28 protein-coding genes and 2 pseudogenes are annotated in these 26,138 nt (G+C 31.9%); 5 read left to right on the plus strand and 25 right to left on the minus strand.

Translation table 11 applies throughout. From position 1 onward, the window contains the following. The first annotated feature begins 50 nt into the window (after positions 1 to 50). Both AC0L4B_RS07140 and AC0L4B_RS07145 read left to right on the plus strand, forming a co-directional pair. Positions 51 to 338, plus strand: a complete 288-nt coding sequence (locus tag AC0L4B_RS07140) for a Sec-independent protein translocase subunit TatA/TatB (protein ID WP_028607363.1) — start codon at positions 51 to 53, stop codon at positions 336 to 338. Positions 339 to 574: 236 nt separating this feature from the next. Then, entirely contained in the window at positions 575 to 2,092 is a 1,518-nt protein-coding gene (locus tag AC0L4B_RS07145) for a S8 family peptidase (protein ID WP_473439157.1), read from the plus strand. Between the two features lie 74 nt (positions 2,093 to 2,166). Here the strand turns inward: AC0L4B_RS07145 and AC0L4B_RS07150 are convergent, their stop codons facing one another. Both AC0L4B_RS07150 and AC0L4B_RS07155 read right to left on the minus strand, forming a co-directional pair. Next, the gene (locus AC0L4B_RS07150) at positions 2,167 to 2,388 is read right to left on the minus strand and encodes a YetF domain-containing protein (RefSeq protein ID WP_473439158.1); all 222 of its coding nucleotides are present in this window, start codon (positions 2,386 to 2,388) and stop codon (positions 2,167 to 2,169) included. Then, positions 2,388 to 2,696 carry a DUF421 domain-containing protein gene (locus tag AC0L4B_RS07155; protein ID WP_473439159.1) on the minus strand — a complete coding sequence of 103 codons (309 nt, stop codon included), beginning with the start codon at positions 2,694 to 2,696 and terminating at the stop codon, positions 2,388 to 2,390. Before AC0L4B_RS07155 ends, AC0L4B_RS07150 begins: the two co-directional genes overlap by 1 nt. Before the next feature lie 217 nt (positions 2,697 to 2,913). On the opposite strand from AC0L4B_RS07155, the pseudogene AC0L4B_RS07160 reads away from it, so the two are divergent. Continuing rightward, positions 2,914 to 3,956 (plus strand): annotated as a pseudogene (locus tag AC0L4B_RS07160) (flavin-containing monooxygenase). Between the two features lie 26 nt (positions 3,957 to 3,982). On the opposite strand, the gene AC0L4B_RS07165 reads toward AC0L4B_RS07160, so the two are convergent. From AC0L4B_RS07165 to AC0L4B_RS07225, 13 genes are all read right to left on the minus strand, one after another. Continuing rightward, positions 3,983 to 4,417, minus strand: coding sequence for a hypothetical protein (locus tag AC0L4B_RS07165; protein WP_473439160.1), 435 nt, complete (start codon positions 4,415 to 4,417; stop codon positions 3,983 to 3,985). A gap of 23 nt (positions 4,418 to 4,440) precedes the next feature. Next, the gene (locus tag AC0L4B_RS07170) at positions 4,441 to 4,830 is read right to left on the minus strand and encodes a DUF3037 domain-containing protein (RefSeq protein ID WP_473439161.1); all 390 of its coding nucleotides are present in this window, start codon (positions 4,828 to 4,830) and stop codon (positions 4,441 to 4,443) included. Then, entirely contained in the window at positions 4,820 to 5,599 is a 780-nt protein-coding gene (locus AC0L4B_RS07175; protein ID WP_473439162.1) for a HipA family kinase, read from the minus strand. The genes AC0L4B_RS07170 and AC0L4B_RS07175 overlap by 11 nt, the downstream gene beginning before the upstream one ends. Before the next feature lie 8 nt (positions 5,600 to 5,607). Continuing rightward, a complete protein-coding gene (locus AC0L4B_RS07180) occupies positions 5,608 to 6,249 on the minus strand; it encodes an O-methyltransferase (protein WP_473439163.1) in 642 nt (213 codons plus the stop codon). 91 nt (positions 6,250 to 6,340) lie between these two features. Next, positions 6,341 to 7,426 (minus strand): amidohydrolase family protein, encoded by a 1,086-nt coding sequence (locus tag AC0L4B_RS07185; protein WP_473439164.1) that lies wholly within the window; start codon positions 7,424 to 7,426, stop codon positions 6,341 to 6,343. Between the two features lie 233 nt (positions 7,427 to 7,659). Further along, positions 7,660 to 8,196 carry a 3-hydroxyanthranilate 3,4-dioxygenase gene (locus tag AC0L4B_RS07190; RefSeq protein ID WP_473439165.1) on the minus strand — a complete coding sequence of 179 codons (537 nt, stop codon included), beginning with the start codon at positions 8,194 to 8,196 and terminating at the stop codon, positions 7,660 to 7,662. Between the two features lie 141 nt (positions 8,197 to 8,337). Beyond that, entirely contained in the window at positions 8,338 to 9,120 is a 783-nt protein-coding gene (locus tag AC0L4B_RS07195; RefSeq protein ID WP_473439166.1) for an SDR family oxidoreductase, read from the minus strand. A 239-nt stretch (positions 9,121 to 9,359) separates the two neighbouring features. Then, positions 9,360 to 9,680: a GIY-YIG nuclease family protein gene (locus AC0L4B_RS07200; RefSeq protein WP_473439167.1), complete on the minus strand. Its 321-nt coding sequence runs from the start codon at positions 9,678 to 9,680 to the stop codon at positions 9,360 to 9,362. Positions 9,681 to 9,749: 69 nt separating this feature from the next. Further along, positions 9,750 to 11,189, minus strand: coding sequence for an aldehyde dehydrogenase (locus tag AC0L4B_RS07205; protein WP_473439168.1), 1,440 nt, complete (start codon positions 11,187 to 11,189; stop codon positions 9,750 to 9,752). Between the two features lie 79 nt (positions 11,190 to 11,268). Then, the gene (locus AC0L4B_RS07210; RefSeq protein WP_473439169.1) at positions 11,269 to 11,673 is read right to left on the minus strand and encodes a RidA family protein; all 405 of its coding nucleotides are present in this window, start codon (positions 11,671 to 11,673) and stop codon (positions 11,269 to 11,271) included. Positions 11,674 to 11,764: 91 nt separating this feature from the next. Beyond that, positions 11,765 to 13,162, minus strand: coding sequence for an FAD-dependent oxidoreductase (locus tag AC0L4B_RS07215; RefSeq protein WP_473439170.1), 1,398 nt, complete (start codon positions 13,160 to 13,162; stop codon positions 11,765 to 11,767). Positions 13,163 to 13,237: 75 nt separating this feature from the next. Beyond that, complete coding sequence (gene kynU / locus AC0L4B_RS07220) at positions 13,238 to 14,509, minus strand: kynureninase (protein WP_473439171.1); 1,272 nt, start codon at positions 14,507 to 14,509, stop codon at positions 13,238 to 13,240. Positions 14,510 to 14,680: 171 nt separating this feature from the next. Continuing rightward, a complete protein-coding gene (locus AC0L4B_RS07225) occupies positions 14,681 to 15,352 on the minus strand; it encodes a hypothetical protein (RefSeq protein WP_473439172.1) in 672 nt (223 codons plus the stop codon). 66 nt (positions 15,353 to 15,418) lie between these two features. On the opposite strand from AC0L4B_RS07225, the gene AC0L4B_RS07230 reads away from it, so the two are divergent. After that, positions 15,419 to 16,219: a class I SAM-dependent methyltransferase gene (locus tag AC0L4B_RS07230; RefSeq protein ID WP_473439415.1), complete on the plus strand. Its 801-nt coding sequence runs from the start codon at positions 15,419 to 15,421 to the stop codon at positions 16,217 to 16,219. Here the strand turns inward: AC0L4B_RS07230 and msrA are convergent. The 3 genes and pseudogenes from msrA to AC0L4B_RS07245 form a co-directional block, all read right to left on the minus strand. Further along, positions 16,216 to 16,872 (minus strand): peptide-methionine (S)-S-oxide reductase MsrA, encoded by a 657-nt coding sequence (gene msrA, locus AC0L4B_RS07235; RefSeq protein WP_473439173.1) that lies wholly within the window; start codon positions 16,870 to 16,872, stop codon positions 16,216 to 16,218. The genes AC0L4B_RS07230 and msrA overlap by 4 nt on opposite strands. 141 nt (positions 16,873 to 17,013) lie before the next feature. Beyond that, positions 17,014 to 17,796 (minus strand): zinc ribbon domain-containing protein, encoded by a 783-nt coding sequence (locus AC0L4B_RS07240; protein ID WP_473439174.1) that lies wholly within the window; start codon positions 17,794 to 17,796, stop codon positions 17,014 to 17,016. A 3-nt stretch (positions 17,797 to 17,799) separates the two neighbouring features. Further along, positions 17,800 to 18,893, minus strand: a pseudogene (locus AC0L4B_RS07245) (Nif3-like dinuclear metal center hexameric protein). A 115-nt stretch (positions 18,894 to 19,008) separates the two neighbouring features. Here AC0L4B_RS07245 and lpxK point away from each other — a divergent pair. Then, positions 19,009 to 20,013 carry a tetraacyldisaccharide 4'-kinase gene (lpxK, locus tag AC0L4B_RS07250; protein ID WP_473439175.1) on the plus strand — a complete coding sequence of 335 codons (1,005 nt, stop codon included), beginning with the start codon at positions 19,009 to 19,011 and terminating at the stop codon, positions 20,011 to 20,013. Positions 20,014 to 20,031: 18 nt separating this feature from the next. On the opposite strand, the gene AC0L4B_RS07255 is transcribed toward lpxK, so the two are convergent. The 7 genes from AC0L4B_RS07255 to AC0L4B_RS07285 form a co-directional block, all read right to left on the minus strand. Next, positions 20,032 to 20,313: a response regulator gene (locus AC0L4B_RS07255; protein ID WP_473439176.1), complete on the minus strand. Its 282-nt coding sequence runs from the start codon at positions 20,311 to 20,313 to the stop codon at positions 20,032 to 20,034. Further along, positions 20,310 to 22,235 (minus strand): ATP-binding protein, encoded by a 1,926-nt coding sequence (locus tag AC0L4B_RS07260; RefSeq protein WP_473439177.1) that lies wholly within the window; start codon positions 22,233 to 22,235, stop codon positions 20,310 to 20,312. The genes AC0L4B_RS07255 and AC0L4B_RS07260 overlap by 4 nt, the downstream gene beginning before the upstream one ends. 49 nt (positions 22,236 to 22,284) lie before the next feature. Next, positions 22,285 to 23,277: a type I glyceraldehyde-3-phosphate dehydrogenase gene (gene gap, locus AC0L4B_RS07265; protein WP_473439178.1), complete on the minus strand. Its 993-nt coding sequence runs from the start codon at positions 23,275 to 23,277 to the stop codon at positions 22,285 to 22,287. Between the two features lies 1 nt (position 23,278). Continuing rightward, the gene (gene lipA, locus AC0L4B_RS07270) at positions 23,279 to 24,157 is read right to left on the minus strand and encodes a lipoyl synthase (RefSeq protein ID WP_473439179.1); all 879 of its coding nucleotides are present in this window, start codon (positions 24,155 to 24,157) and stop codon (positions 23,279 to 23,281) included. Between the two features lie 83 nt (positions 24,158 to 24,240). After that, positions 24,241 to 24,789 carry an RNA polymerase sigma factor gene (locus tag AC0L4B_RS07275; protein ID WP_473439180.1) on the minus strand — a complete coding sequence of 183 codons (549 nt, stop codon included), beginning with the start codon at positions 24,787 to 24,789 and terminating at the stop codon, positions 24,241 to 24,243. After that, the gene (locus AC0L4B_RS07280) at positions 24,780 to 25,892 is read right to left on the minus strand and encodes a glycosyltransferase (RefSeq protein ID WP_473439181.1); all 1,113 of its coding nucleotides are present in this window, start codon (positions 25,890 to 25,892) and stop codon (positions 24,780 to 24,782) included. The genes AC0L4B_RS07275 and AC0L4B_RS07280 overlap by 10 nt, the downstream gene beginning before the upstream one ends. Positions 25,893 to 25,895: 3 nt before the next feature. Beyond that, a complete protein-coding gene (locus AC0L4B_RS07285) occupies positions 25,896 to 26,099 on the minus strand; it encodes a hypothetical protein (protein WP_028289631.1) in 204 nt (67 codons plus the stop codon). Positions 26,100 to 26,138 lie beyond the last annotated feature (39 nt).

Consider the following 26,138-nt stretch of genomic DNA (forward strand, 5'->3'; position numbering starts at 1 on the left):
AAAAACAGTAGTTTAACTAAACAATCAAAACAACTTAGTATATTTGTACCATGATTACAACAGCAACATTTTTATTTATAAGTGGAGGAGAAATATTTTTTATTCTTCTTATCGTTGTTATGGTTTTTGGAGCTAAAAATGTTCCTGAAATTGCACGTGGTTTAGGTAAAGGTATGCGTCAAATAAAAGATGCAACCAATGATATTAAAACCGAAATCACAAAATCTGCAGAACGTAACGGTTTGGATACAAGTATCACAGATGGCGTAAACGAAGAACTTAAAAAAGTTAAAGACGATCTAGAAGAGTTTACAGGATCTGTACGTCGTAAATTATAATTCAATTTTTATTTTTTTGGCGTTACCACAAGGGTCGCGTTATCCATTATATCTTTTTTTGCCATATATGGCAGCAAAAAAAGGATGTCATTTCTACCGCTAACGCATTACCATGGTCTTTAAGTTAGTGTCAAATTACTATTAACTTTACTTTAAAGCTGTTAATTTGATAAATTTATTAACTTTTTTTAGGAAAAATTTATATATTTAGATTTCAACCTAAAATTATTAATAAAATGAAAAAACCATTACTTAAACTATCTGTACTTATGGTAGTTTTTACAATGTTTAACGCATGTCAGAAAGAGGATTATCAAGAAGTGCCACAAGAGCAAACTATTGACTATGATCAAAAAGAAGCATTATCCGTTTCAGAAATTAATGCCATTATCAATCAAAGTTTAAATACCACTGGGACTTTTAACTGGAAAGATGTACACTCGCACACTTTATGGAGTGCAGTTGTAAGAGGTAACAATATCTTAACTATTGGTTACGGAGAAGAAGGTCAAAGTTTTTCCGAAATAAAAACTCCTGAATTGAAAACTACTCTGTCCAATCTTGTTCAAGTAGTAGAAGATAACGAAGACTATAAAAGTAGTCAAGAAACCTTAGTACAACATGATATTATTAACGTCATAGATGTAAAGGTAGAAAATTACCAAACCATCAAAGCGTTATTACAATCTGATGGAGTTAGGTATTTAGAGCCTAACGGTTACAATCAATATGAAACAGTAAATAATGCTAGATCAAGTTCTGGATGCGATAAAAATGCAGACAGCATTAATTCGGCACATTACACAACTGTAAGTCCTAATAACGCTCAAGTATCTTGGCATTTCAATGCAACTAATATTCCGTCTGCTTGGAATTATAGTACAGGAAACGGAGTCACAATTGGATTAATAGACACAGGAGTGTCTGCTTCTCAATCACTATTAAACGGAAATGGATTTAAAGATGGCTATTCATCTAATAGTCGATACATTCAAAAATATGGAACATTTATAGATTCCAATTGGTGGTGGTCAGACAACTATGATGGACCACATGATAAATGTGGACATGGTACAGCTATGGCATCTACTATGGCAGCACCACGTAATGATAATGGTATGCCAGTTGGTGTAGCTTATGATGCTAATTTAGTAGCGTATAGAGCAACAGAAGATGTTTTGTTAAATGACTACCATGAGCGTAAAGGTGTGTCTGAAGCATTAACGCAATTAGGCGACAGAAGTGATGTTAAAATAATATCTATGTCTATTGGTTATTTATGGTCTATCGGTAATATAGAGGATGCTGTTAAGTATGCTTATAGCAAAGGGAAATTAATTTTTGCAGCAGGTGGTACTTCGACAAGTTTTACTAATGGATATGGAGTGATCTTTCCAGCGACGATGAGTGAGACTGTTGCTGTAACAGGAGTAGATGATGGACCAAATTATGAGAGATGTGAAGTATGTCATAGTGGAAGTAAAATAGATTTTACCATTATCATGGAAGGAAACAATAATACAAGTAAAGCTCCTCCAACGTTAGGGTTTTACGATGGAGACAGACGTTATACTGGTGGATCTTCTGTTGCTACAGCAACAACAGCTGGTATTGCAGCATTAGTTTGGTCAAGATACCCAAGTTGGTCAAGAACACAAGTTTTAAACAAACTAAAACAATCAGCAGAATTTTACCCTAATAAAAACAGCAGTTTTGGTTATGGTAATATAGATGCTTTACAAGCTGTTCAATAAAAATAATAAGTGTTATTTTAAAAAGCCTCTCAATTTTTTTGAGAGGCTTTTTTTATTTTAAGATTGCGATATATTTACGGTTTTTCTCTAACATCCTCAAGTAAAACGTTATCAAGACTTGTGTTGTCGCTGTCAGAAGATTTATGCAATACAGATATATCACCTGTTGATTCTAAAATAACTGCTTCAATTTGATTAAAATCTAAAACATTAGCTTCTCTTAATTTTGCTATTAATTGTGACTTTTCAATTCTAGCATGTTTTAAATTTTCATACAAAATAGTTTTTCCTTTCATTAATAATAAAGGTTTGTTGGATATAATTGAAGAAATAAACGAGAATTTTTTTGTAAAAAAGAAAAGATATAAGTCAATACTAATAAACTTGCAATTGCAACAGATCCATGAGTTAATGATGTACTTGATGTTAAAGTTGAAGAGATAATGCTACCAATAGCAATTGTAAACGCAAAGTCATAAGCTGTAAATTTTGCAAAAGACCTAAGTCCAATCATACGTGTAATTACGATAATTACAATAAATAAAATTAAGCTTCCTACAAGTGTTTCTATTAGTGGGTCATTGACCGAGTATATCCATTTCATAAATTAAAGTTTAATATGTTTTAGTAGTTAATACATTGGTTTCTTTTAAAATATCAATTAATTAACCGTTTAAAGACGTTTTTTCTGACTTTATGAAAACATTAATATTTATTAAAAGCGTGAAAGCTTCAATTTTAAAGTGATCTACAGCTATTTAATTAGCAATAATTAGTCAGTTGTATTTATGTTTTTACTTTTGCATAAAACAATAGGTTTGATAATGGATTATGTGATTATTGGAGGTGCCCAAGCAGGATTAGCTATGGCTTATCATTTGCAAAAAATGAATAAACAATTTATAGTGCTTGATGGTCAGTCTCAAGTTGGTGCCTCTTGGTTAAATCGTTGGGACTCTTTGAAATTATTTACTCCAACAGAGTATAATCATCTACCAGGTTTAAAATTTGATGCACCTAAAGGTCATTATCCATCTAAAGTTGAAGTTGCTAATTATTTTAAGACTTACGTCGAAAAATTTAGCATTCCTATGCAACTTAATACACATGTAACAGCAGTTAATAAAACCGAAAACGGATTTGAAGTTACTCACAAAAACGGAAGTATTAAGGCTAATAATGTCATAGTTGCAACTGGACCATTTCACATCCCATATACACCGCCTTGTCATACAAAAATTGCAGATTCAACTTTGCAAATGCATAGTAATTATTATAAAGGAATACACCAATTGCAATCTGGTGATGCTTTGGTTGTTGGAGGAGGAGATAGTGGCTATCAAATATTAAATGAGATTTCTAAAGATCAATCCAGAACAGTATATTTTTCTGGAGATACTAAAGTTAAATCTTTACCGCAGCAGTTTTTAGGAAAAACATTATGGTGGTGGTTTACTAAGGTTGGTTTTTTAAGTTATAATAAATACAGTTGGATTGGAAAAAAATAAATAGATCCACACAACCTGTTATTGGTACAGATGTTAAAGGAATATTGTCTAGAGACAATGTGATACCTGTTGGAAGGACTAAGGATGCTTTAAACAATCAAATTATTTTTGAATCGACTAAAAAATCATCTATTAAAAATGTGATTTGGGCCACAGGTTATCGTCCAAATTTTAAGTGGATACATGGTTTAGAGTTGGATGCAGATGGTTATCCTAAAAATTATAGAGGTGTCAGTAATATGGATGGTTTGTATTTTATTGGTTTGCCTTGGATGTTTACTCGTGGTTCTGCTACTTTGGGAGGTGTCAGTAAAGACGCTAGTTATTTAGCAAGTGTTATAAATGGCAAAAATTAAATTTTAAGTATTGTTTATTTAAACGTTTAATTATTATAAAGTTCTGGCGTTACAGAAATTTCCATAGTAAAAATACCGTCTTTATCGTAATACTTATAATCTAAGCTTATATTATTATCACGATACGTTTTTAAATCAGGACTGTTTTTTACATTTTCAATAATATTGGGTCTTATGTACTTATTTACGGTATCCATAACAACTTCAGATTTTTTGGTGTCTAAAAGTGTATAGTGATAAATAAAATTAGTTTTCCCTTTAGAGGACGTGCTATCAAGTCTAGTGTATTGGTCAATTGCTATAGGTGTTTGCTTGTTCATTTCTATAGATACCTTTTTTAATTCTGCAGCAATGTCTTTTTTAAATAGTTGCTTAACACCATAAAAGGAAATTAAAAAGGCAATAATACCAACTACGATTCCTAAAATATTAGCTTTCTTTTTTGAATGAATTTTGGTCATTGCAATATGAATATTATTTTAAGTTATTTGCATAACACATAGTTGTTAAAAATATGTTCTAATTCTTTTTCAGGATCATTAGTCAATCCAGAATGGGTTTTAGAGCTTTGTATTACAGTACTTCGTGATGCTGCTAACCATCTAAATCTGTCTGATAATTCAAACTGCCCAATGCTTCCGCTTGATTTATCTCCTTTGCAAATTAAGTCCCAAGACTTTAAATACGTATTTAGGTCTTCCATATTTAATTCGCATGAAAATGCAGCTAATTTAGCTTTGTCTATTTTAAATTTAACATCTAGATATTTTTTTCTTTTAGAAAATAAAATAACACCAATATTAAAAAACTCTTCGCGTTCTACTTTAGGTACTAAACGTATTATCGCATATTCAAATGTAACTTTATCTTGCATTTTTAGCCTCTTTTATAAGTGATTCTATATTTTCAAGTCTAGAGTTTAAATACGTTTTATATGCGTTTCTCATTTGGTCTGGAGTAAAAGTATCAGACTCATTTGTTAGCCAATCTTCAGGAATGGTGTTTGTAATTGTATTAATAGTATTACTTGTTAATTTAGTAGTGATTTCTTGAGATGCTTCGTCTAATTTTGTAGCTCGATCTAGTAAAACATGGTCTTTAATTAAAGGAAATGTACGTGTTAAATGATTTTCCCAAGTCTCCCAATTATGATGAAAATAAAAACTTGCTCCATTGTCAATCACCCATAATTCTTTATTCCAATTAAGTATATTAGGGTTTTTAACTGTTCTGTCAATATTACTAATAATACTATCTAGTAATACCACTTTTGACGCAGTTAAAGGATCTGCAACCGAAGCTAATGGGTCAAACGTTATAGAACCACTTAAGTAATGTAAACCTAGGTTTAAACCGACGCTAAATTTTAATAGGTCTTGTATCTCTTCATCAGGTTCGGTTTTACTAAACGAATCATCTAAATTCATAAATACCAATTCTGGTACTTTAAGCCCAATAGCTCTTGCCAATTCACCACCAATAAATTCAGCAATCAAAGCTTTTTTTCCTTGACCAGCACCTCTAAATTTTAAAACATATAAAAAATCATCGTCTGCTTTTACAATTGCTGGTAAAGAACCCCCTTCTCTTAAAGGTGTGATGTATTGTGTAACATCAACGGTTCTTATGTCTAATTTACTCATTGGTAATATTATATTTTTCGGCTAATAGTTAAGCCATCTCTAATAGGTAGTAAAACGGTTTCAATTCTTGGGTCTTCTTTTAAAAGTGTATTAAACTCTAAAACAGCTTTAGTGGATACATCTTTGTCGTTTAAAGGTTCTACAACTTTTCCATGCCATAAAACATTATCGGATAATATGATGCCACCTGGTTTTAGTTTGTCAATTATTAAATGAAAATAATTAACATAATTAGGCTTATCTGCATCAATAAAAACCAAATCAAATGTTTTATTCATATTAGGAAGTATATCCATTGCACTTCCCAAATACTGATGTATTTGTTTTCCAAATTCTGATTTATCAAAGTACTTACGTTGAAAATCTTCCAACTCTTCATTAACATCAATGGTGTGTATTTGACCTTCAGGATGTAATCCTTCGGCTAAACAAAGTGTTGCGTAACCTGTAAAAGTCCCTAATTCTAAGACGGATTTTGGTCTAATTAATTTAGAAATCATACTTAAAACACGACCTTGATACGGTCCACTAAGCATAATAGGTTGTAATATTTTTTGGTATGTTTCTCTAGTAAGTTGTTGTAATAACTCTGGCTCATCCTGACTGTGAGCCACAACGTAGTCATCTAATTTTTCTGGTAAAAAATACATGGTATTGTCTGGTCGAGCGCAGTCGAGACCTTTCTATTATATATCATTAAAAATAAAAACACTCTCGACTGCGCTCGAGGAGACCTTTTTATTATCCTAAAATTCGTTTTACTAATTTGTCCTTAGCAGCTTGATCGTCTCCACATAACCATTGTATTACGTTGTCTTCCCAAATAGCATCACGTTCTGTTTCTGTAATAATTTTTCGGTCAATTGCTAAATCTAAAATTTTTCCAGGATAAGAACTTTGCTTTTCACTTTCCATTTCTCCTAAAGGATAAGGATCATCAAGTCCCATTAACACCTGTTTAGAGCCTTGGTTTTTTAATAACAAATCCAATCCACCAGTATCGTGTACTAAAGTATCAAAAAAGATGTTTTTATGTCCAACCGCTTTTCTTGGGTGGCTTTTACCTTCAAATAAATCAGGTCTTCCGTCAAAACCTTGTATACGTCGTCCTAAGTTTATTTGTGCTAATTGCCCACCATGAGCAAAGCACGTACGCATGTTTGGGTATTTATCTTGGTAACCATTTAAAGTTAAAAAGTGATAGGCATCTGCACATTGTGCTAGCATCCAAATTAAGTGAAAACGCCAAGAGGTATTTTCTAGTTTTATAAATTTTTCTCCATCGTAAGGATGGATTTCTACTGCCAGATTATACTTGTTAGCCATTTCAAAAATAGGCTCGTTTTCTTCATCAAAAATACAACGCCAAGTACCAATAGTATCCATGTAATGGGTTGGTAAGCATAATAATTGCATGCCTAATTCTTCTACACAACGTTCAATTTCCCAACATGCTCCTCTAACAAAACCAGGATGTACTACAAAACCACTAGTAAATTTACTTGGGTTTTCGCGTTGTACTTTGGCATTAAAATCGTTCTGAAATTTAAGTGCTTGCTTCATTTCTTCTACACGCAAACCGTTACCATATAATTGCGATAAATTTAAAACTACTGCATGGTCAATTTTAAAACGTTCCATCCAAGCTAGTTTTTCATCTAAAAAGAAACTAGAATCTGTAATTGGTCTGTTCCAATCTTTTTGAAGCATAAATTTTCGGTCTTTGTCCACCCAAAAAATTTCTTTGTCTTGCATAAACTGAGGGATTTCCTCTGGATAGGGCAATAAGTGTGAGTGACCGTTAATTCTAAGTTTACGTTTTTCCATGTGTTTTGTTATAGCCAGCCTTTAGATGTGGCAACCTTTATCTTAAATTATTTATACTATTTATTTTTCCTTAATATAAAACCCTTCAACTAAATTCAGGATATACCAAGTCAAAAATTAAATTGATAAGTAGGAAATTCTACATTTCAATATTCAATTTTACAAATAGATTTGAGACTATCAATTAAACTAATGTTATTTTTAATCCCAATGTTATTTTTTTTAACTGCTAATTAGTTTTCTAATTTAACCTTGGTTGGAGGTTCCATAACTTCGCCACAATTAGGACATGTACGTTTGTTTTGATCTCCATAATATTTATCAAAAATCTTAGGCATATCTGTTTCAATATTTTTGACAGTAAAATCCTCTTCGTAGAGTTTTGTTGTACAGTTTTCGCAAAACCAAAGCAAGGCATCCTGTACACCTTTTTCTCTTGGATATTCAATAACTAAACCAACAGTATTTGCGCCACGTTGAGGTGAATGTGGTACTTTAGGTGGTAATAAAAATATTTCACCCTCTTTAATATGAATATCTTTTGGGACGCCTTCATCAATAACTTTTAAGATAATATCACCTTCAATCTGATGAAAAAACTCAGGTGTCTCATTATAATGGTAATCTTTTCTGTTATTAGGGCCACCAACCACCATAACTATAAAGTCACCATCTTTCCAAACGACTTTATTACCAACTGGTGGCTTTAAAAGATGTCTGTTTTCTTCAATCCAAGCTTTAAAATTTATGGGTGGGAATAATTTACTCATTGTATAATATTTTGGGCGTTACCCTAAAAAAGGGTCAGGCTTTCAAGGCTCGCTCTCTGCGAGGAGCTCAAACAAACCTTTCAATCCTTAACGCAGATTCATCAATTCAATAAAATTAGTGATAATAAACGAAATAAAGAATTATAAACTCTTTGTTCTTCCTCCGTCAACCGGAAGATTAATTCCGTTAATATAGCTAGCACGTTCACTTGCTAAAAAAGTAATTGCATCAGCTAGTTCTTCGGGCTTTGCAAAACGTTTTGCAGGTACAGCACTTTTCATAGCATTTGCAGATTCTTCTTCTGTATTCCCTGATTTGGCAGATTTATTTTTAATAATTTCAGATAAGCGATCGGTTCCTGTTGCACCTGGCAATACATTATTTACAGTAATACCAAATTGACCAAGCTCGTTAGCCAATGTTTTACTCCAGTTAGCTACAGCACCACGAATAGTATTGCTTACACCTAATCCATCTAAAGGTTGTTTAACAGAAGTAGAAATAACATTTATAATTCTGCCATAATTTTTACTTTTCATAAAAGGAACAACAGCTTGTGCTAACACATGATTGCATTTTAAATGCTGAGTAAAAGCAGCTTCAAATTCATTGACTTCTGCAGAAAAAACAGGTCCTCCTTTTGGTCCCCCTGTATTATTAACCAATACATGAAATCCGTGATTCTCTTTTATGTAAGCTTCCACTTTTTCTTTTAATTCCTTCGGATTAGAAAAATCGGCAACTATATAATCGTGATTTCTATGTTGAGGTAACTCGGTTAACGTAGCTTTTAACTTGTCTTCATTTCTAGCAATAAGTGTTACTTGAACACCTTCTTCTGCTAAAGCTATTGCTGTTGCTTTTCCTATTCCTGCTGTGCTTCCGCAAACTAATGCGTGTTTGTTGTTTAAGTTTAAGTTCATATTTAAGTTCTTTTGAAACCTCTCGACTGCGCTCGAGGAGACATTTAGATTTAATTAATGTTTGTCTGTCTGCTCGAGGTGATTATTTGTGTAAATTATATATTTAGTTTTAATGTCTGGTCGAGCGCAGTCGAGACCTAATTTTAATTATATTTTTTTAATTCACTTCTCGACTGAGCTCCAGGAGACGAATCGTTTATATTTTTAGTTTAAATGTCTGGTCGAGCGCAGTCGAGACCTTATTCGTTATCTGGATTATATTTTGTATGACTAGCATTTCTACATTCAGATAAAATTTGTAACAAATCATACTCGTTATTTGCTAAGGCATATTTCTTTTTTGCACTCCACTTTTTTATTTTCTTTTCAAAAAATATTGCTTGTTCAATATCGTTAAATTCTTGATGAAAAATTAACTTTAATGGTCTTCTTTTAAAAGTAAAACAATTTTTGTTTAATCCATTTTGGTGCTCTTCAAATCTTCTGGAAATGTTATTTGTAACTCCTGTATAGGTTAAATTATCGGAGCATTGTAATATGTAAACATAATAAGTTTTCATAATAGACCTCTCGACTGCGCTCGAGGAGACATTTCGTTTTAAATTATAAGATTCCCACTTTTACATGAACTAGTATTTTATACAAACATTCTTGGCTTCTGTAAAAAAGCGTAACGCTTCAAATCCACCTTCACGTCCAACACCAGATGCTTTTACACCTCCAAAAGGTGTACGTAAATCGCGCATCATCCATGTGTTAACCCAAACTATTCCAGCTTGTAATTGGTTGCTTAATCGCATGGTGCGTTTTAAATTGTTAGTCCAAAGTGTTGCAGATAATCCGTATTTTACTTTGTTAGCCATTTGCAAAACTTCATCTTCATTATGAAAAGGCATAATGGTAACCACTGGTCCAAAAATTTCTTCTTGGTTGACTATGCAGTCATCATTTGCTACTTCAATAACTGTTGGTTCTAAATAGTAACCGTTTTCAAAACCTTTTACAGTCACTTCATTTCCTCCACAAAGGATTATTCCGTTTTCTGCTTTTGCGATTTCTATATATTCTTTTACTTTTTCTAGATGTGGTTTAGAAACTAACGCACCAATATTAGTAGTTGCTTCCGATGGATGGCCAACGTTTAAAGCTTTTACTTTGGCAACAAAATCTTTCTTGAATTTCTCATAAATTGAAGCTTCAACAAAAATACGACTTCCACATAAGCAAATTTGTCCTTGATTGGCAAAAGAGGAGCGAACCGTTGTATTTAACATGTCATCATAATCACAATCTGCAAAAATGATGTTTGGATTTTTTCCTCCTAATTCTAAAGATAGTTTTTTAAACATAGGAGCTGCTACTTTTGCAATATGTGCACCTGTTGTTGTTCCTCCTGTAAAGGAAATTGCTTTTATGTCTTTATGTTCAATAATGGCTTGTCCTGTTGTTGTACCTAGACCATGGACAATATTTAAAACACCTTTTGGAAGACCAGCTTCTGCGCAAATTTCTCCTAATAAATAAGCTGTCATTGGAGTTACTTCGCTGGGTTTGGCAACTACGCAGTTTCCTGCTGCAATTGCTGGAGCAATTTTCCATGTAAATAAATAAAGAGGCAAATTCCATGGTGAAATACAACCAATAACTCCAATAGGTTGTCTTAATGTATAGTTTATTGCTTGATTAACACTTTCGTGACTTTCGCTTGCAAATTGGGTTATAGCATTACCAAAGAATCTGAAATTACTTGCAGCTCTTGGTATGTCGACAGCTTTTGCTAAGCTAATGGGTTTTCCGTTGTCTTTGCTTTCTGCTTTTGCGAAAGCTTCTAGATTAGCTTCTAGTAATTCTGAAATCTTTATTAGAATTCTACTGCGCTCTTCTATACTAGTTTGTGACCAACTTGTAAAAGCAGATTTTGCAGCGATATATGCGTTTTCTACATCCTCTTTAGTAGAGTTAGGAATTTGTCCGTAGACATTACCATTACTCGGGTTGTAATTATCCAGCCAGTTTTCTTGAATTGGATTATGGAATGTTCCGTTTATGTAGTTTTTAATGTTTTCCATTTTTCACCTTGGTCGAGCTTAGTCGAGACCTTTTTAAGTAACCTCTCGACTGCGCTCGAGGAGACATTAGATTTAGATATTAGTTGTCAATATAAGCCATCACCTTAATCTCTACCACCAAATCGGGATGCGGTAATTGGTGTACAGCAACGGTGGTTCTTGTTGGACCTGTTTCTTTGTCAAAAAACTCGCCATATGCTTTGTTATAATCAGCAAAGTCGTTCATGTTTACTAAAAATGAAGTAACATCTACAACGTCTTTTAAACTTGCACCAACCTTTTTAAGATTAGTATCTATGTTTTTTAAAACTTCTTGCGTTTGTGTGTACGCATTTAGTTTTTTGGTTCCCATTTCATCAATGATATCAACTCCAGCAATGCTATTGTCTGCTCTACGCGAACTAGTTCCGGAAACGAAAATGAAATCGCCAACTTGCTTTACGTGTGGATATGCTCCTCTTGGTGTAACTTTAGTTCCTTCCATATTTTTATTTGTCTGGTCGAGCGCAGTCGAGACCTGTTTTTAGTGACCTCTCGACTGCGCTCGAGGAGACATTAAATAATGTAATTATTTTCTATTTTAATCCAGCAATTTTATCTTCTTCTAAAATCGCTTCAGTTTCTTGTTGTACTTTTTTTAATATACTATTTAAATCTTCGGATGTAGTAATTTTTTTATCTACTAAAAGGTTTAAAATGGCTTTGTCTTGTGCTCTTCCTTTGGTCATAGCTGTGTAATACGGAATATCTTCTTTAAAAGTTACCATCGAATATTTTGAAAAATAATGGTTTGGGAATTCTTTTTCTAAAGCCATTTCAATTGCTCGTTTTTCTTTAAAAATAGGATTTGCAACATGATCTCGCATTTCGTAATAGTTGTCTATAGCTAAATCTGCAATAGCATCTGTATCTGCTTTTCTTGTTTTTTCGTAGACTTTAAAAATGGTTTCCCAATCGCCTTCGTGCTGTTCTAAAATAGCATCAAAAACGGTAACATCCTCAAAGGAGGCATTCATACCTTGTCCGTAAAACGGAACAATAGCATGTGCAGCATCTCCTAAAATAATATTCTTGTTTTTATAATGCCAAGGCGAACATTTTACAGTTCCTAATGCTCCTGTTGGGTTGTTCGCAAACTCTTCTGTTATATTTGGTATTAAGGCTAAAGCGTCCGGAAATTGATTTTCGAAAAAGTTTTTTATAGCTTCTTCAGTTGTTAAATTGTTGAAATTATATTCGCCTTCGTCATAACTTAAAAATAGTGTTACGGTAAAACTTCCGTCTAAATTAGGTAGTGCAATTAACATGTAGTCACCTCTTGGCCAAATGTGAAGATAATCTTGACTGATAAGATGCGTTCCTTCAGCGGAAGCGGGAATTTCTAACTCTTTATAACCATGTGTTAAATAGTTTTGCGAGTAACTAAACAAGAATTTGCGCTCTAAATAATAGCTTTTTCTAAGAGAAGATCCTGCGCCATCAGTACCAAAAAGTACATCTCCTTTGGCTGTGAATTCTTCTTTGGTTTTATAATCGTAAAATGTAGCTGTGTTATTTTCAATGTCAACTCCTGTACATTTCTTATTAAAATGAATAGTAAGATTGTCGTATTGATCTGCTTCTGTCAATAATAATCCATTTAAATCGCCTCTAGAGATAGAGTTGATATATTCATTATCTCTTCCAGAGTAATTGGACGGAAAGGTGTTGCCTTCTGTGTCATGTACCAATCTTCCGTACATTGGTATGCAAAGCGGTTTTACTTTGTCTTCAACACCTGCAAGTCGCATCGCTTTTAAACCTCTGTCTGATAATGCTAGGTTAATAGAGCGTCCTGCTGAAATATCTGTGGTACGTAAATCTGGTCTGCTTTCGTAAACATTTACGGTGTAACCACGTTGTGCTAAACGTAATGCTAGTAGTGAGCCACAAAGTCCTGCTCCTATGATTAGTATGTTGTCTTTTTTACTCATATTGCTAGTGTCAACTTCGATTTGGTTTTGTCATCCTGAACTTGATTCAGGATCTCATTATTTATTCTTTAAGAGTTATCTGTTTAATATCTCTTTTAACTTATCCACCATTCTGTACACATCTTCAAAGGTGTTATATAATGGAACAGGAGCACAGCGTATAACATCTGGTTCTCGCCAATCTGTAATAATATTGGCTTTAGTTAATTGTTTGTGCAGGTTTTTGTCTGCATCTTTTACTTGAATGGATAATTGACAACCACGTTCCTTTGGATTGGTTGGTGTTATTATTTTGATCTTATCGTTATTTAATTCGTTAATTAAATACTCGAAATAGCCTGTTAGCTTTTCAGACTTTTCACGAAGTGCATCCATACCAACGTCATTAAACATGTCTAAAGAGGCTTTAATGGCTGCCATAGATAAAATGGGCGGATTACTAAGTTGCCAACCTTCTGCTCCTGGAATAAGGTCTAATGGTTGACGCATATTAAATCTTGTTGCTTTATTATGACTCCACCAACCAGCAAAACGTTTTAAATCTTTGTTATGCGCATGCTTTTCGTGTACAAAAAGTCCACCTAAACTTCCTGGTCCTGCGTTTAAATATTTGTAAGTACACCAAGCAGCAAAGTCTACTCCAGAGTTATGGAAATCTGGTTTTATGTTTCCTGCACCATGTGCCAAATCGATACCAACCATACAATCTTTTGCATGACCAAGCTCTGCTATTTTTTTTAAATTTAAATATTGTCCTGTGTAATAATTTACTCCTCCAATAAGTAGCAAAGCAATTTCATCTCCTTGTTCTTCAAGTATGGTTTCTAAGTCTTCTATATTTAAAAGTTCTTCGCCTTCACGAGGTTTCCATTCAATCACACCTTCACTAGCATCAAAACCATGAAACTCTAATTGTGTTTGTACTGCATACCTGTCACTAGGAAAAGCATCGCTTTCAATTACAATTTTATATTTGGTTTTTGTAGGTTGGTAAAAACTAACCATTAACAAATGTAAATTGGTGGTTAAAGTGTTCATTATAACCACTTCAATAGGTTTTGCTCCTACAATCTTCGCCATAGATTCTGTTAAGAATTCATGGTAAGGCATCCATGGGTTTTTAGCTTCAAAATGTCCTTCTACACCAAGGTTTGCCCAATCTTTTAACTCTTGATTTATATATTCTTTGGTTGCTTTTGGTTGTAAGCCAAGGGAGTTTCCGGTAAAGTATAACCAATCGTTTCCGTCTTTATCTTTAGGAATATGAAATTGATTTCTGTAAGAAGAAATAGGGTCGTTTTGGTCTTGAAATTTAGCAAAGTCTAAACCTTGTTTATAGTTGGACACAATGTGTAGTTTTCGGGTTTACACAAAAATAAGAATTATTAATTTAGAAATGAAGTTGTATTTTGGTCATGAAAAAAGGCTTTATAAATAATTTATAAAGCCTTTTAAGTTTATAGTGACGCAATAAAGCGGAATTGTACTATATACGAACCGCTTTATGTTTTGGATGTTTTAATGTTGTGTTTTTATAATAATATTACTAAAAGATAAATTCCAATTCCCTTCTGCCTTTTTATGGTCTTTTGCAATTGTTATTCCGTTAAAGTCTTTGTGGTTTTCAAAGGTTGTTGTCATAGATGGTTTTTCTGAATTTCCTTTCCTGAAAACCCACTCTTTGATAATATAGTTTTTGTCGTAATAAAAATCATAGGCATCACCAGGAGTGTAGCCTCCTTCATTGGAATAAGTAAGGGTTATTTTATTTAAAACGGTATTGCTAATTGGTGCTTTTTCTTCTGTGGCTTCAGAAATGGTTGTTCCGCTGTCCCAAACTAATTGAAATGGAGCTAAAAGCCAAAATTTATCATTTATAAAACCTTGATCGGCTCTTAAAGATAAACTGTCTATGTTAGATCTATTGTAATTTATAGTGTCTTTTCCGGTAATTAAACTAACGTTATTTGTCTTGGGTTGCCATGACCAACGACGCTCAAAATGAGTACTATCTTTGTCCACATTAAATGTGAAATCTATTTGATTTACCGTCTTCCATTTATCGATTCCGTGTGCATTTGCAATTTTTTCGGAAATAGATAATGCTTTTTTAGCGGATTGTTTTTCGGTGTTGTTTTTACATGCGGTAATAAGGACGAAAAAAATAAAGTATAGAAGATATTGTTTCATTAGTTGTTTTTTTACAAAGATAATCACATGAAAATAAAGTTTTATATTAGAAGAAAATATTATGTCATGACTAAAAATAATAAATATTTTGAAGCTAATAAATTAACATGGAACACCAAAGTTAAAGTACATGCTGAAAGTGATATGTATGATTTAAAGTCTTTTAAAAAAGGAAAAAATACTTTAATGCATTATGAATTAGCAGCTTTACCTGATGTTAAAGAAAAACGTTTATTGCATTTACAATGTCATTTTGGACAAGATACCTTAAGTTGGAGTCGGTTAGGCGCTAAGTGTGTTGGCGTTGATTTAAGTGACGAAGGTATTAAGCTTGCAAAAAGCTTAAATGAAGAATTGCATTTAGATGCTAAATTTGTGTGTTGTAATGTTTTGGATACATCAGCACATGTAAAAGAAGTTTTTGATATTGTGTTTACAAGTTATGGCGTGATTGGTTGGTTACCTGATTTAAAACCTTGGGGCAAAATGATAGCAGAACGATTAACAACTGGAGGCGAGTTTTATATGGTAGAATTTCATCCTATTGTTTGGATGTTTGATTATTTAGAAATAAAGCCTAAAATGAAATATGGCTATATGCAAGATGAGGTGATTTATGAAGAATATGAAGGTACTTATGCTGATACTGAGTCTAAAATGATTACCAAAGAATATGGATGGAACCATGGATTAGGTGAAGTTATTAATGCGTTAACAGAAGCAGGATTAAAAATTGAGTATCTAAATGAATATAACGAAAGCCCTTATAATGTATTACCCAATTTAGTTGAAACTAAATCGGGTAATTATGTGGCAAAAGATAAATTGTATCCTTTGATTTTTGAAATTAAAGCAACTAAGCTTTAGTGTTTTTCTTTTAAAACTTCTGGCATCTTAGCTTGAAATTTTTTAAGTCTAGGTATAGATACACCTTGAATATATCTGTTTTCAGGATGTAGTTTTTCGTAATTTTGATGGTAGTCTTCAGCAATCCAAAATTTTTGGAACGGATAAACTTCTGCAGCAATTTTGGCATTTAATTGTTTTGCTAAAGCTGCTTTTTTAGCATCTATTATCTGTTTTTGAATTTGGTCTTGATAAAATAGTATTGAACGATATTGACTACCTTTATCTGGACCTTGTCCATTGACTTGTAATGGGTTTTGTGATGCAAAATATACATCTACTAATGTTTTGAAGCTTACCACTTTTGGGTCGTAAATAACTTCTACAGCTTCTGCGTGACCAGTTTTACCTGTATTGCTTTTCTCGTATGTGGGGTTTTTAGTGTGGCCACCAGCGTAGCCATTAATAACTTCGTCTACACCTTTTACACTTTCATAAACAGCTTCTACACACCAAAAACAACCACTTGCAAAATAGGCTTTTGCTTTTCCGTTTTCTAACTTTACAGTTACAGGTTTAGCATTTTTAATAGCATCTTGTTTTGGGTTAGTTTGTGCTTGATTATGACAGCTAAAAACTAGGGCTAAGAATAATAATGTGATTAATTTTTTCATGTTTTTCTTTTTCGTTTTTCTTTTTGTCGTTTAAAATATGAAAACATTAAGTTAGACTTTCGTAAATATTTCTTAAATAAAACAATCGAGCATAAAAAAAGCCTTTACAGTGTAAAGGCTTTTTTTTATAATTTGAAAATGTTATACTAATTTAGAAAACATTTTTTCCATTTTTATTTTTTGCTCATCAGCTAAAGCAGCATCAACTAAGATACGTCCACTGTGCTCATCCGTAATAATTTTTTTACGTCCAGCAATTTCCATTTGTACTTGTGGTGGAATTGTAAAGTATGATCCTCCTGATGCACCTCTTTCGATTGGTACAACAGCTAAACCATTTTTTACATTAGCTCTGATACGGTTGTATGCTTTAACTAATCTAGCTTCTATTTTTTTCTTGTAGTCTTCAGACTTCTCAATTAAAGCTTTTTCTTCTTTTTCAGTTTCTTTTAAAATAGCGTCTAACTCACTCTTTTTATGCTTTAAGTGTGTTTCACGCTCTTTGTTATGCTCTTTTGTTTTAGCAATAACTTCTTTTTTCTGCTCTATTTGAGCTTTAAATTCTCTGATATGCTTTTCAGCTAGTTCAATTTCTAGTTCCTGAAACTCAACTTCTTTAGATAAAGAGTTAAACTCTCTGTTGTTTCTAACGTTTTGTTGTTGTTCAGAGTATTTTTTAATTAAAGCTTTAGATTCTTCAATTAAGTTTTTCTTGGCAATTATGTCAGCGTCAACAGAGCTTAAACTATCTTCTAATTTTTCTAGTCTAGTTTTTAATCCTGTAACCTCGTCTTCTAAATCACTAACCTCTAAAGGTAATTCTCCACGTACGTTTCTTATTTCGTCAATTCTAGAGTCTATTAATTGTAAATCGTATAACGCTCTTAGACGTTCTTCTACGGTTACTTCTTTTGTCTTTGCCATATTTTAAAAATACTTAACAGGATTGGTATTTGTTTTCGATAAAATGAATGCAAAATTAGGAATTTTTTTGTAAGTATTGCTACTAAACCGTTTTTTGTGTACTGTTCGCTTTCATAATGTCCAATATCTACTAATAAAATGTTGTTTTCAGCTTGAAAAAAATCATGATATTTTAAATCTGAAGTCACAAAAACGTCCGCTCCTGCTGCTTTTGCTGCTTGTATAGCAAAACTGCCAGAGCCACCCAGAACTGCTACTTTTTTTATGGGTTTATTTAGTAATTGTGAATGTCTTATATTAGAAATTTCCATTTTATCTTTTAAATAGTTTAGAAATTCTGTTTCAGATTGTTGCGTTTCTAGTTCGGCAACCATTCCCATTCCTATATTTTGATTCGTATTTTCAATAGTTATAATCTCGTAGGCAATTTCTTCATACGTATGATTTTTAAATAATGCAGCTAATATTTTACTTTCTAAATGTCTTTCAAAAGTAATTGTAATTTGTGTTTCACTTTCGTTATGATCAATTCCAATACTTCCTTTTGATGGATTTGCATTAGAGTTAGCATTATAGGTGCCAATGCCATTAACATTAAAACTACAATTACTATAATTACCTATTTGTCCAGCTCCAGCTTTAAATAAGGCTTGCCTTAAAGTATCAACTTCATCTTTAGGTGCATAAGTTGTCAGTTTTTTTATGGTTTGCTTTTGTGGAATTAATATGTTCTGGTTAATTAATTGAAGTTGGTTGCAAAGCATTGCATTTACTCCGTTTTTATCATTGTCTAAGGCAGTATGAATAGCAAAAATAGCAATGTTGTTTTGTATGGCTTTTAATACAGTACGCTCGACATAATTTTTTCCTGTTAAACTTTTTAATCCTTTAAATATTATAGGATGAAAACTTAGTATAAAATTACAGTTTTTAGCGATAGCTTCATCAACTACAGCTTCTAAAGTGTCCAATGTAACAAGTACATTAGTAACTACTGTATTTTTATCACCTACTAACAATCCAACGTTATCAAAATCTTCGGCATAATTTAAAGGAGCAATATCTTCGATATGATTAATAAGGTCTTTTACCAACATACTTTTTAGTCTTTATTATTTAAAACAAATATAAAATATTTACTTTCGTTACTATATTTTAAGCTACATTATGTTAAATGTAGTAGTCATATATCTTAATTTTTAAATTGTTTAAATGAAATTTTTACGCTCTATTTTATTACCTGTTGTTCCGATTTATTACTTGGTAACTTGGTTTAGAAATTTGATGTATGATAAAGGTTGGAAATCCACTAAAGCCTATGATTTTCCTGTTATATGTGTTGGTAACTTAAGTACAGGAGGTACTGGAAAAACACCTATGGTTGAATATTTAATACGCTTATTAAAAGATGACGTAAAATTAGCAACTTTAAGTAGAGGATATGGAAGGAAAAGTGAAGGTTTTGTTCTTGGGAATTCTACGTTCTCAGCATTAGATTTGGGTGATGAACCTTTTCAGTTTTATAATAAGTTTAAAGACGACATTTTAGTAGCAGTTGATGCAAATAGAAGAGCAGGTATTGATAGGTTGTTGCAGCATAATATCAAGCCCGAAGTTATTGTTTTAGATGATGCGTATCAACACAGAAAAGTAACAGCAGGTTTTACTATTTTGTTGACTACGTTTAATAATTTATATTACAAAGATATTGTTTTACCCACTGGGAATTTGCGCGAACCTAGATCAGGAGCAAAGCGTGCGGATATAATTGTAGTTACAAAATGTCCAAATGATTTAGATAAAGCAGTTAAAGAAAAAATAAGATCTAAAATTAACCCAGAACAACATCAACAAATATTTTTTAGTAGCATAAATTACAGTACTACTGTTTTTAATGATGACGATAATAAAGCGCTTAGGGCAATGTTGCCTTTTACTTTAGTAACTGGAATAGCTAATGCTAAGCCTTTAGTTGAATTTTTAAATAATGAAGGTTTTAAATTTGAACATTTAGAGTATAAAGATCATCATACGTTTACCCAAAAAGATCTTACAGATTTATCAAAATTAGAATGTATATTAACTACAGAAAAAGATTATATGCGTCTAAAGGATGAATCTATTTTAAAAGATAAATTGTGGTATTTGCCGATACATTTAAGTTTAGATAAGCAACAGCAATTTGATGATATTGTAAAAAGTTTTGCAATTAAGTAGCAGTGCTATCAGATAAATTTAAAGCATTGTAAAGTTTTTTTCAAAGTCCTCTTGTTTGAAAGGTTTTGAGATTATATCTGTAAATCCTGCATCATCAAACTCTTGCATTTTGTCTTCTATGGTAACAGCAGTTAATGCAAAAATAGTTAAATCAGTATCAAAAGTTCTGATAATTTTAGTAGCTTCCATACCGCTAATTCCAGGCATGTGTATATCCATTAATACAACATCATATTTAGATGTTTTAACTTTGTCTACTGCATCTTCACCGTTATCAACAACATCACAATGTAGTTTCATTTTATTAAGGATTTTTTTGTAATCATTTGATTAATTTTATTATCCTCAACTACTAATATTTTAATATTGTTAAGTTCTATTTCGTCAATTTCATTAAAATAATTTGCTTTTTGCTCTACAATTATTTCGTTACTTTTTTTCATAGGTATTTCAAAGTAAAACGTGGTACCAGTACCCAATTCACTTTTCAAATAAATTTTTCCTTTTAAAATATCAATTAGTCCCTTAACAATAGAAAGTCCAAGTCCTGTTCCACCATATTTTCGGTTTATTTGGATAGAGCCTTGAGAAAAGCTTTCAAACATGTTTTTTTGTTTTTCTTGACTAATTCCTATTCCATTATCTTCAACCTCATAACGCACAACAAAGTCATCTCCATCTTGTTGATGTTTAATAATTCTAATCCAAATATCTCCATCTTTAGTAAATTTTATAGAGTTACCGATTAGATTTATTAATATTTGAGAAATTTTTAATTGATCAGCATTGAAGTTAGTTGGTAAGGTTTCATCATATTCTAAATGCAGTTTGATATTATTATCTAATGCAGAATTGTTTAGAGCTGAAATTACGTTTTCAGCCTTCTTCTTTAGGTTGAAAACCTCAGGTTCTATATCTACTTTATTAGCTTCGATTTTATTAATTTGAAGTATGTCATTAATAAAAGTTAATAAGTAGTCTCCTGAAAATTTTAATGATTTTAAATGTTGAATTTGTGCTTGCTTAGGGTTTTCTTCTAATAACATGTTTGTTAAACCTGTAACCGCATATAAAGGTGTTCTTAACTCATGTGTTACTGTGGATAAAAAGTTAGCTTTAGTTTTTGTGGCAAGCTCGGCTTTTTCCATTGCTATAGTTAATTCTGCATTTTTTTTATGCAAGATATTATTAGATTTTAATCTAATATTATTGTTTTTATATAATGATAAAGTAAGTAGAGATAAAATAGTAATTAAGGCAATACTTAAAATAGTTGTTAATTTTTCTAACCAAGTAGAACTAGCTTCTTTTTCTAAATCAGCTTCTTTTTCTTTTTGATACTCAATTGGACTGCTATACTGTTTGTCTAACCTTTTGTCTGCAGATAAATAGCTTCTTTTAACTTTTAAAATAGAATCATTTAGCTTGATGTGTTTTAATAGGTAGTTATTAGCTTCTTTATAATCACCTCTATTGGTGTGAATGTCACTAAGTATTTTATAAGATTTATTAATTAAATTTGGAAAATTTTCAAGTTTTGCTATTTCAAAACCTTCATTAATATCAATTTCAGAGTTAGCAAAGTCCTGTAATTTTGCTTCAGTCTCTCCTAAGCTTAAATAAGCACTACTTAATATTTTTTTGTTTTTGTAGCGTTTAGCTAAATCTTTAGCATCTTCAAATTGTATTTTAGCTTCAGTGTAATTTCCTGAATAGAATAAAGCTTCTCCAATGTGTAACTTACTTTCAGCTTCAAATTCAGACAAATCATGCTTTTCAAAAATTTGTTCCGCAGAATTAAAATAGTCTATTGCTTTTTGATATTCTTTTCTAGATAAATAAATACTACCGATGGTTTTGTAAGTTTCGGCAATATTAATATCATCCTGAGCAAAACGTTGTTTTTCAACTGCTTTGGATAAAGATTGCATGGCTTCCATTGGTTCTTCAATGATGTATTGAATTTTACCAATTTTAGAATAAATCAAGCCTATGCTTCTGTTGTCGTTTATTTGTTTAGCTAATTGTAAGGCATCATCAAGATCTCTTTGTGCCTTGTAAAACTCGTTGTTATCAATGTTAGTTTGTGCAAAGCTAATATTGAAATTAATTTTACTTTGTATATTTTCCTTTTGTTTTTCACTGATGTCTTGTGCGTGTATGTTTATGCTTACAAGACTGAAAATCAAGTAGGTTAAAATATTTGTAATTTGAAATTTCATTCATCAGGTTTATATAACAAATATAAATATTTATCCGATAAATGTTTTTTTATTCTGATAAATTGAAAATTAGATCAATAATTCGGCTTGAATAACCTGTTTCATTGTCATACCATCCTATGATCTTGACCATGTTTCCTATAACAGATGTCATTTGAGAATCAAAAATACAAGAGTGTGTATTACCCACAATATCAATGGAAACTATAGGGTCTTCAGTATACTCTAAGATGCCTTTATATTTTGTGTGAGAAGCATTATTAAAAGCTTTGTTTATGGCTTCTATACTAACTGTTTTTTTGACGTTAAAAGTGATGTCTGTCAAAGATCCATTGGCAACAGGAACTCTAATACCACAACCACCAATTACCTCTGATAAATCAGGGAAAATTTTGGTTAATGCTTTTGCGGCTCCAGTGGTTGTTGGTACAATACTCTGTCCAGCTGCTCTTGCACGACGTAAATCTCTGTGAGGTTGATCATGAAGACTTTGATCTGTTGTGTAAGAATGAATAGTTGTTATATAAGCTTGATTAATACCACATAACTGATTGATTATGTCAATCATAGGTGCTGCATTATTGGTTGTGCAGGATGCGTTAGAAATTATAGTCTCATCACCATTCAATTCTTGTTGGTTAACACCAAGAACAATAGTTTTAATATCATCTTCAATTGCAGGTACGCTTAAAATAACGCGCTTAGCTCCATTGTTTATATGGTGTTGTAAATCTTCAGAGGTTTTAAATTTCCCTGTAGATTCTATCACAAAATCAGGAGAAAAGTTAGACCAATCAATGGTTTTTGGATGCGTTTGGTTTAGAAGAGGTACTTCTTGATCTTCAACAACAATCGTATTGTCTTTTGCAGATATTTTTGCAGGAAAAACACCATGAATACTATCGTATTTTAATAAATGACTTAATGTTTTAGCATCAGCCAAATCATTAATAGCAACCACCTTTATTTCTGGGTTGTTATGCAGCAATCTAAAGACGCGTCTTCCTATGCGACCAAAGCCATTTATGGCAACAGTAATCATATTAATTAATGTGTTTTTGAGCCTTATATGACGATCGTACTAATGCACTACTTTCAACATGTCTAAAGCCTAGTTTTAAACCAATTTCTTCGTATTCTTTAAATTCGTCTGGTAAAACAAAACGCTTAACTGGTAAATGTTTTTTACTAGGTTGAAGGTATTGCCCAATAGTTACAACATCTACGTCGTTATCGCGTAAATCATGTAACGTTTGTATAACTTCTTCACGCTCTTCACCAAGACCTAACATGATACCAGATTTTGTACGACGTTGACCTTGTTGCTTAAGGTATTTAAGTACACCTAAGCTTCTTTCGTATTTTGCTTGTATACGTACCTCTCTAGTTAGTCGTTTTACGGTTTCGATATTATGAGAAACTACTTCTGGAGCAACGTCAATAATACGGTCAATATGCATTTCTGCACCTTGAAAATCAGGTATCAAAGTTTCCAAAGTCGTTTTAGGATTCATTCTTCTAACAGCGTTAACCGTTTCTGCCCACATAATGCTTCCCATATCTTTTAAATCATCTCTATCAACACTTGTTAGTACAGCGTGTTTAATACCCATGATTTTAATAGATCTAGCAACTTTTTCAGGTTCATCCCAATCCACATCTTCAGGTCGACCCGTTTTTACACCACAAAACCCACAAGATCTAGTACAAACGTTTCCTAAAATCATGAATGTAGCGGTACCTTCTCCCCAACATTCTCCCATATTTGGACAACTTCCAGATGTACAAATGGTGTTTAGACTATATTTATCAACTAATCCTCTTAGTTCAGTGTATTTTTTACCAGTTGGTAATTTAACACGTAACCATTTTGGTTTAGGTTCTCTTTTTGGTAATATATTTGATGCAGTTTCTGTATTCATAATTGCAATTTTCTATAAGCAAAGATACGAAGTATTTTGTTTAAAATTCAGGAAGTAAATGTTAAGTAAAACTATTGGTGTAACTAACTTTTTTGAATGATTTCAGAAAGTAATTTTTTTGCACGAAGTAACTTTACTTTTATGTTGTTTATAGGTTCTTTTAATTGAATCGAAATTTCTTTGTAGCTTAATTCTTGAAAATATCTTAGATTAATAACTTCTTGGTAATGGGGTTTTAATTTTTTTATATCTCTTAATAATTTTGCTAAATTTTGTTCAGTTATTAATTTGTCCTCAGCCGAAGGTGTTTCGTCTAAAACGTTATAAACTTCATTATTATCAGTTCTGGAAATAGCTTGTTTAATGGAGTGCTTTTCTTTTCTGATAATATCTATATGAATGTTTTTAGAAATGGTGATTAACCAAGTGCTAAAAGAATAGTTGTTATTATAAGATTTGATTTTATCAAAAGCTCTAGAAAATGTTTGAATAGTGACATCTTCGGCATCGTTTTCATTCTCAATTCTTTTCAATTGAAAACCATATACTTGGTCCCAAAAAGTGTGCAATAGATAGTTAAACGCTTTTTGATCGTTTTGTTTAGCTCTGTCTATGATGTCGTTTATTTCCAATAATTAGGTTTTGAAATTTTATTAGTTATAAAGATACTAAATTGCATTATAATTAAAGTGATTTCTAGTATTGGAAGCAAGAAGATAGTGTCTATTTCGTTTAGTTTTTTTGCTGAAAATCCTAAACTTAAATACTGACATAAAAATCTTAATATAATTAGTCCTAAAGCAAAAGGCCACAAAAAAGTAGTGTAAAGTAATATAATGCCTAAAATCCAGAATAAGACTTGGGTAATGTAAAACAAGCCTAGCAATAATTTGTGTTTTGTTTTATAATATCTAGCTGTTGATATGTGTCTCCTTTTTTGTTTAAACCAATCTTTAAAACTGGTTTTAGCTACGGATATTGTAAAACTGTTTTTTCTGTACTGTATAATTGTATTTTTAGATGTAGCGACTTCATTTATAAATAAATCATCATCACCAGATCTTACTTTCATGTGTTTGATAAAACCATTTGCGTTAAAAAACTCATCTCTGTGATAGGCTAAGTTGCGTCCAACTCCCATATATGGTAACCCTATTTTTGCATAAGAAAAATATTGAGTTGCTGTTAATAAGGTTTCAAACCTGATAAGTTTGTTTAGAAAAGAGTGTTTAATTTTATTATAAGCTCCATAACCTAATACAATAGTGTTTGTTTCGGTAAAACCAGAACTCATTTCTTTTATCCAATGTTTAGATAACGGTTTGCAATCGGCATCAGTGAATAGTAAGTGGTCGTTAGTTGCTGCTTTAATACCTAATGATAATGCGTATTTTTTGTTTCCCCAAAAGGCTTCAATATTTTTTACATTGACAATTTTTATATTATCATGCTTAGATTTAAAGTCTTCAAAAACCTCTAAAGTTTCGTCTTTAGACGAGTCGTTTATAAGTACAACTTCAAAGTATTTGTAGTCTTGTGCTAAAACGCTTGGAAGAAAATTTTTAATATTTTCTGCTTCGTTTTTAGCACAAATAATAACTGAAACTGGAGGTGTTTCAGTTGTTGTTTTGCTGTGTTTTGAAAATGCGAAATTTCCAAAAATCACAGTATAATACAATACTTGAATAACTACTACAGTAACAAAACTGTAGAATAACACATCAAGTATTAGCATAGATTACGAGTGTTGAGGTTCGCTACAATTTTCAAATTGGTCTGGTGATTTACCGCAAAAACCACAAGCTTCACCTTCTGTATTTAACATAGGGTTTTGACTTGCGCATGTACCTGCAAATTTACCATCTTTTTTTGCCCAAATTTTAATTGCAATACCTGCAAAACCTAAACCTAAAAGGCCTAAAGTAAGTAATAAAAGTTTCAAAATAGTTGCTTTTTTTAGAAGTACAAAGATACAGTTTTT

The sequence above is a fragment of the Olleya sp. NP1-10 genome, assembly GCF_055804415.1.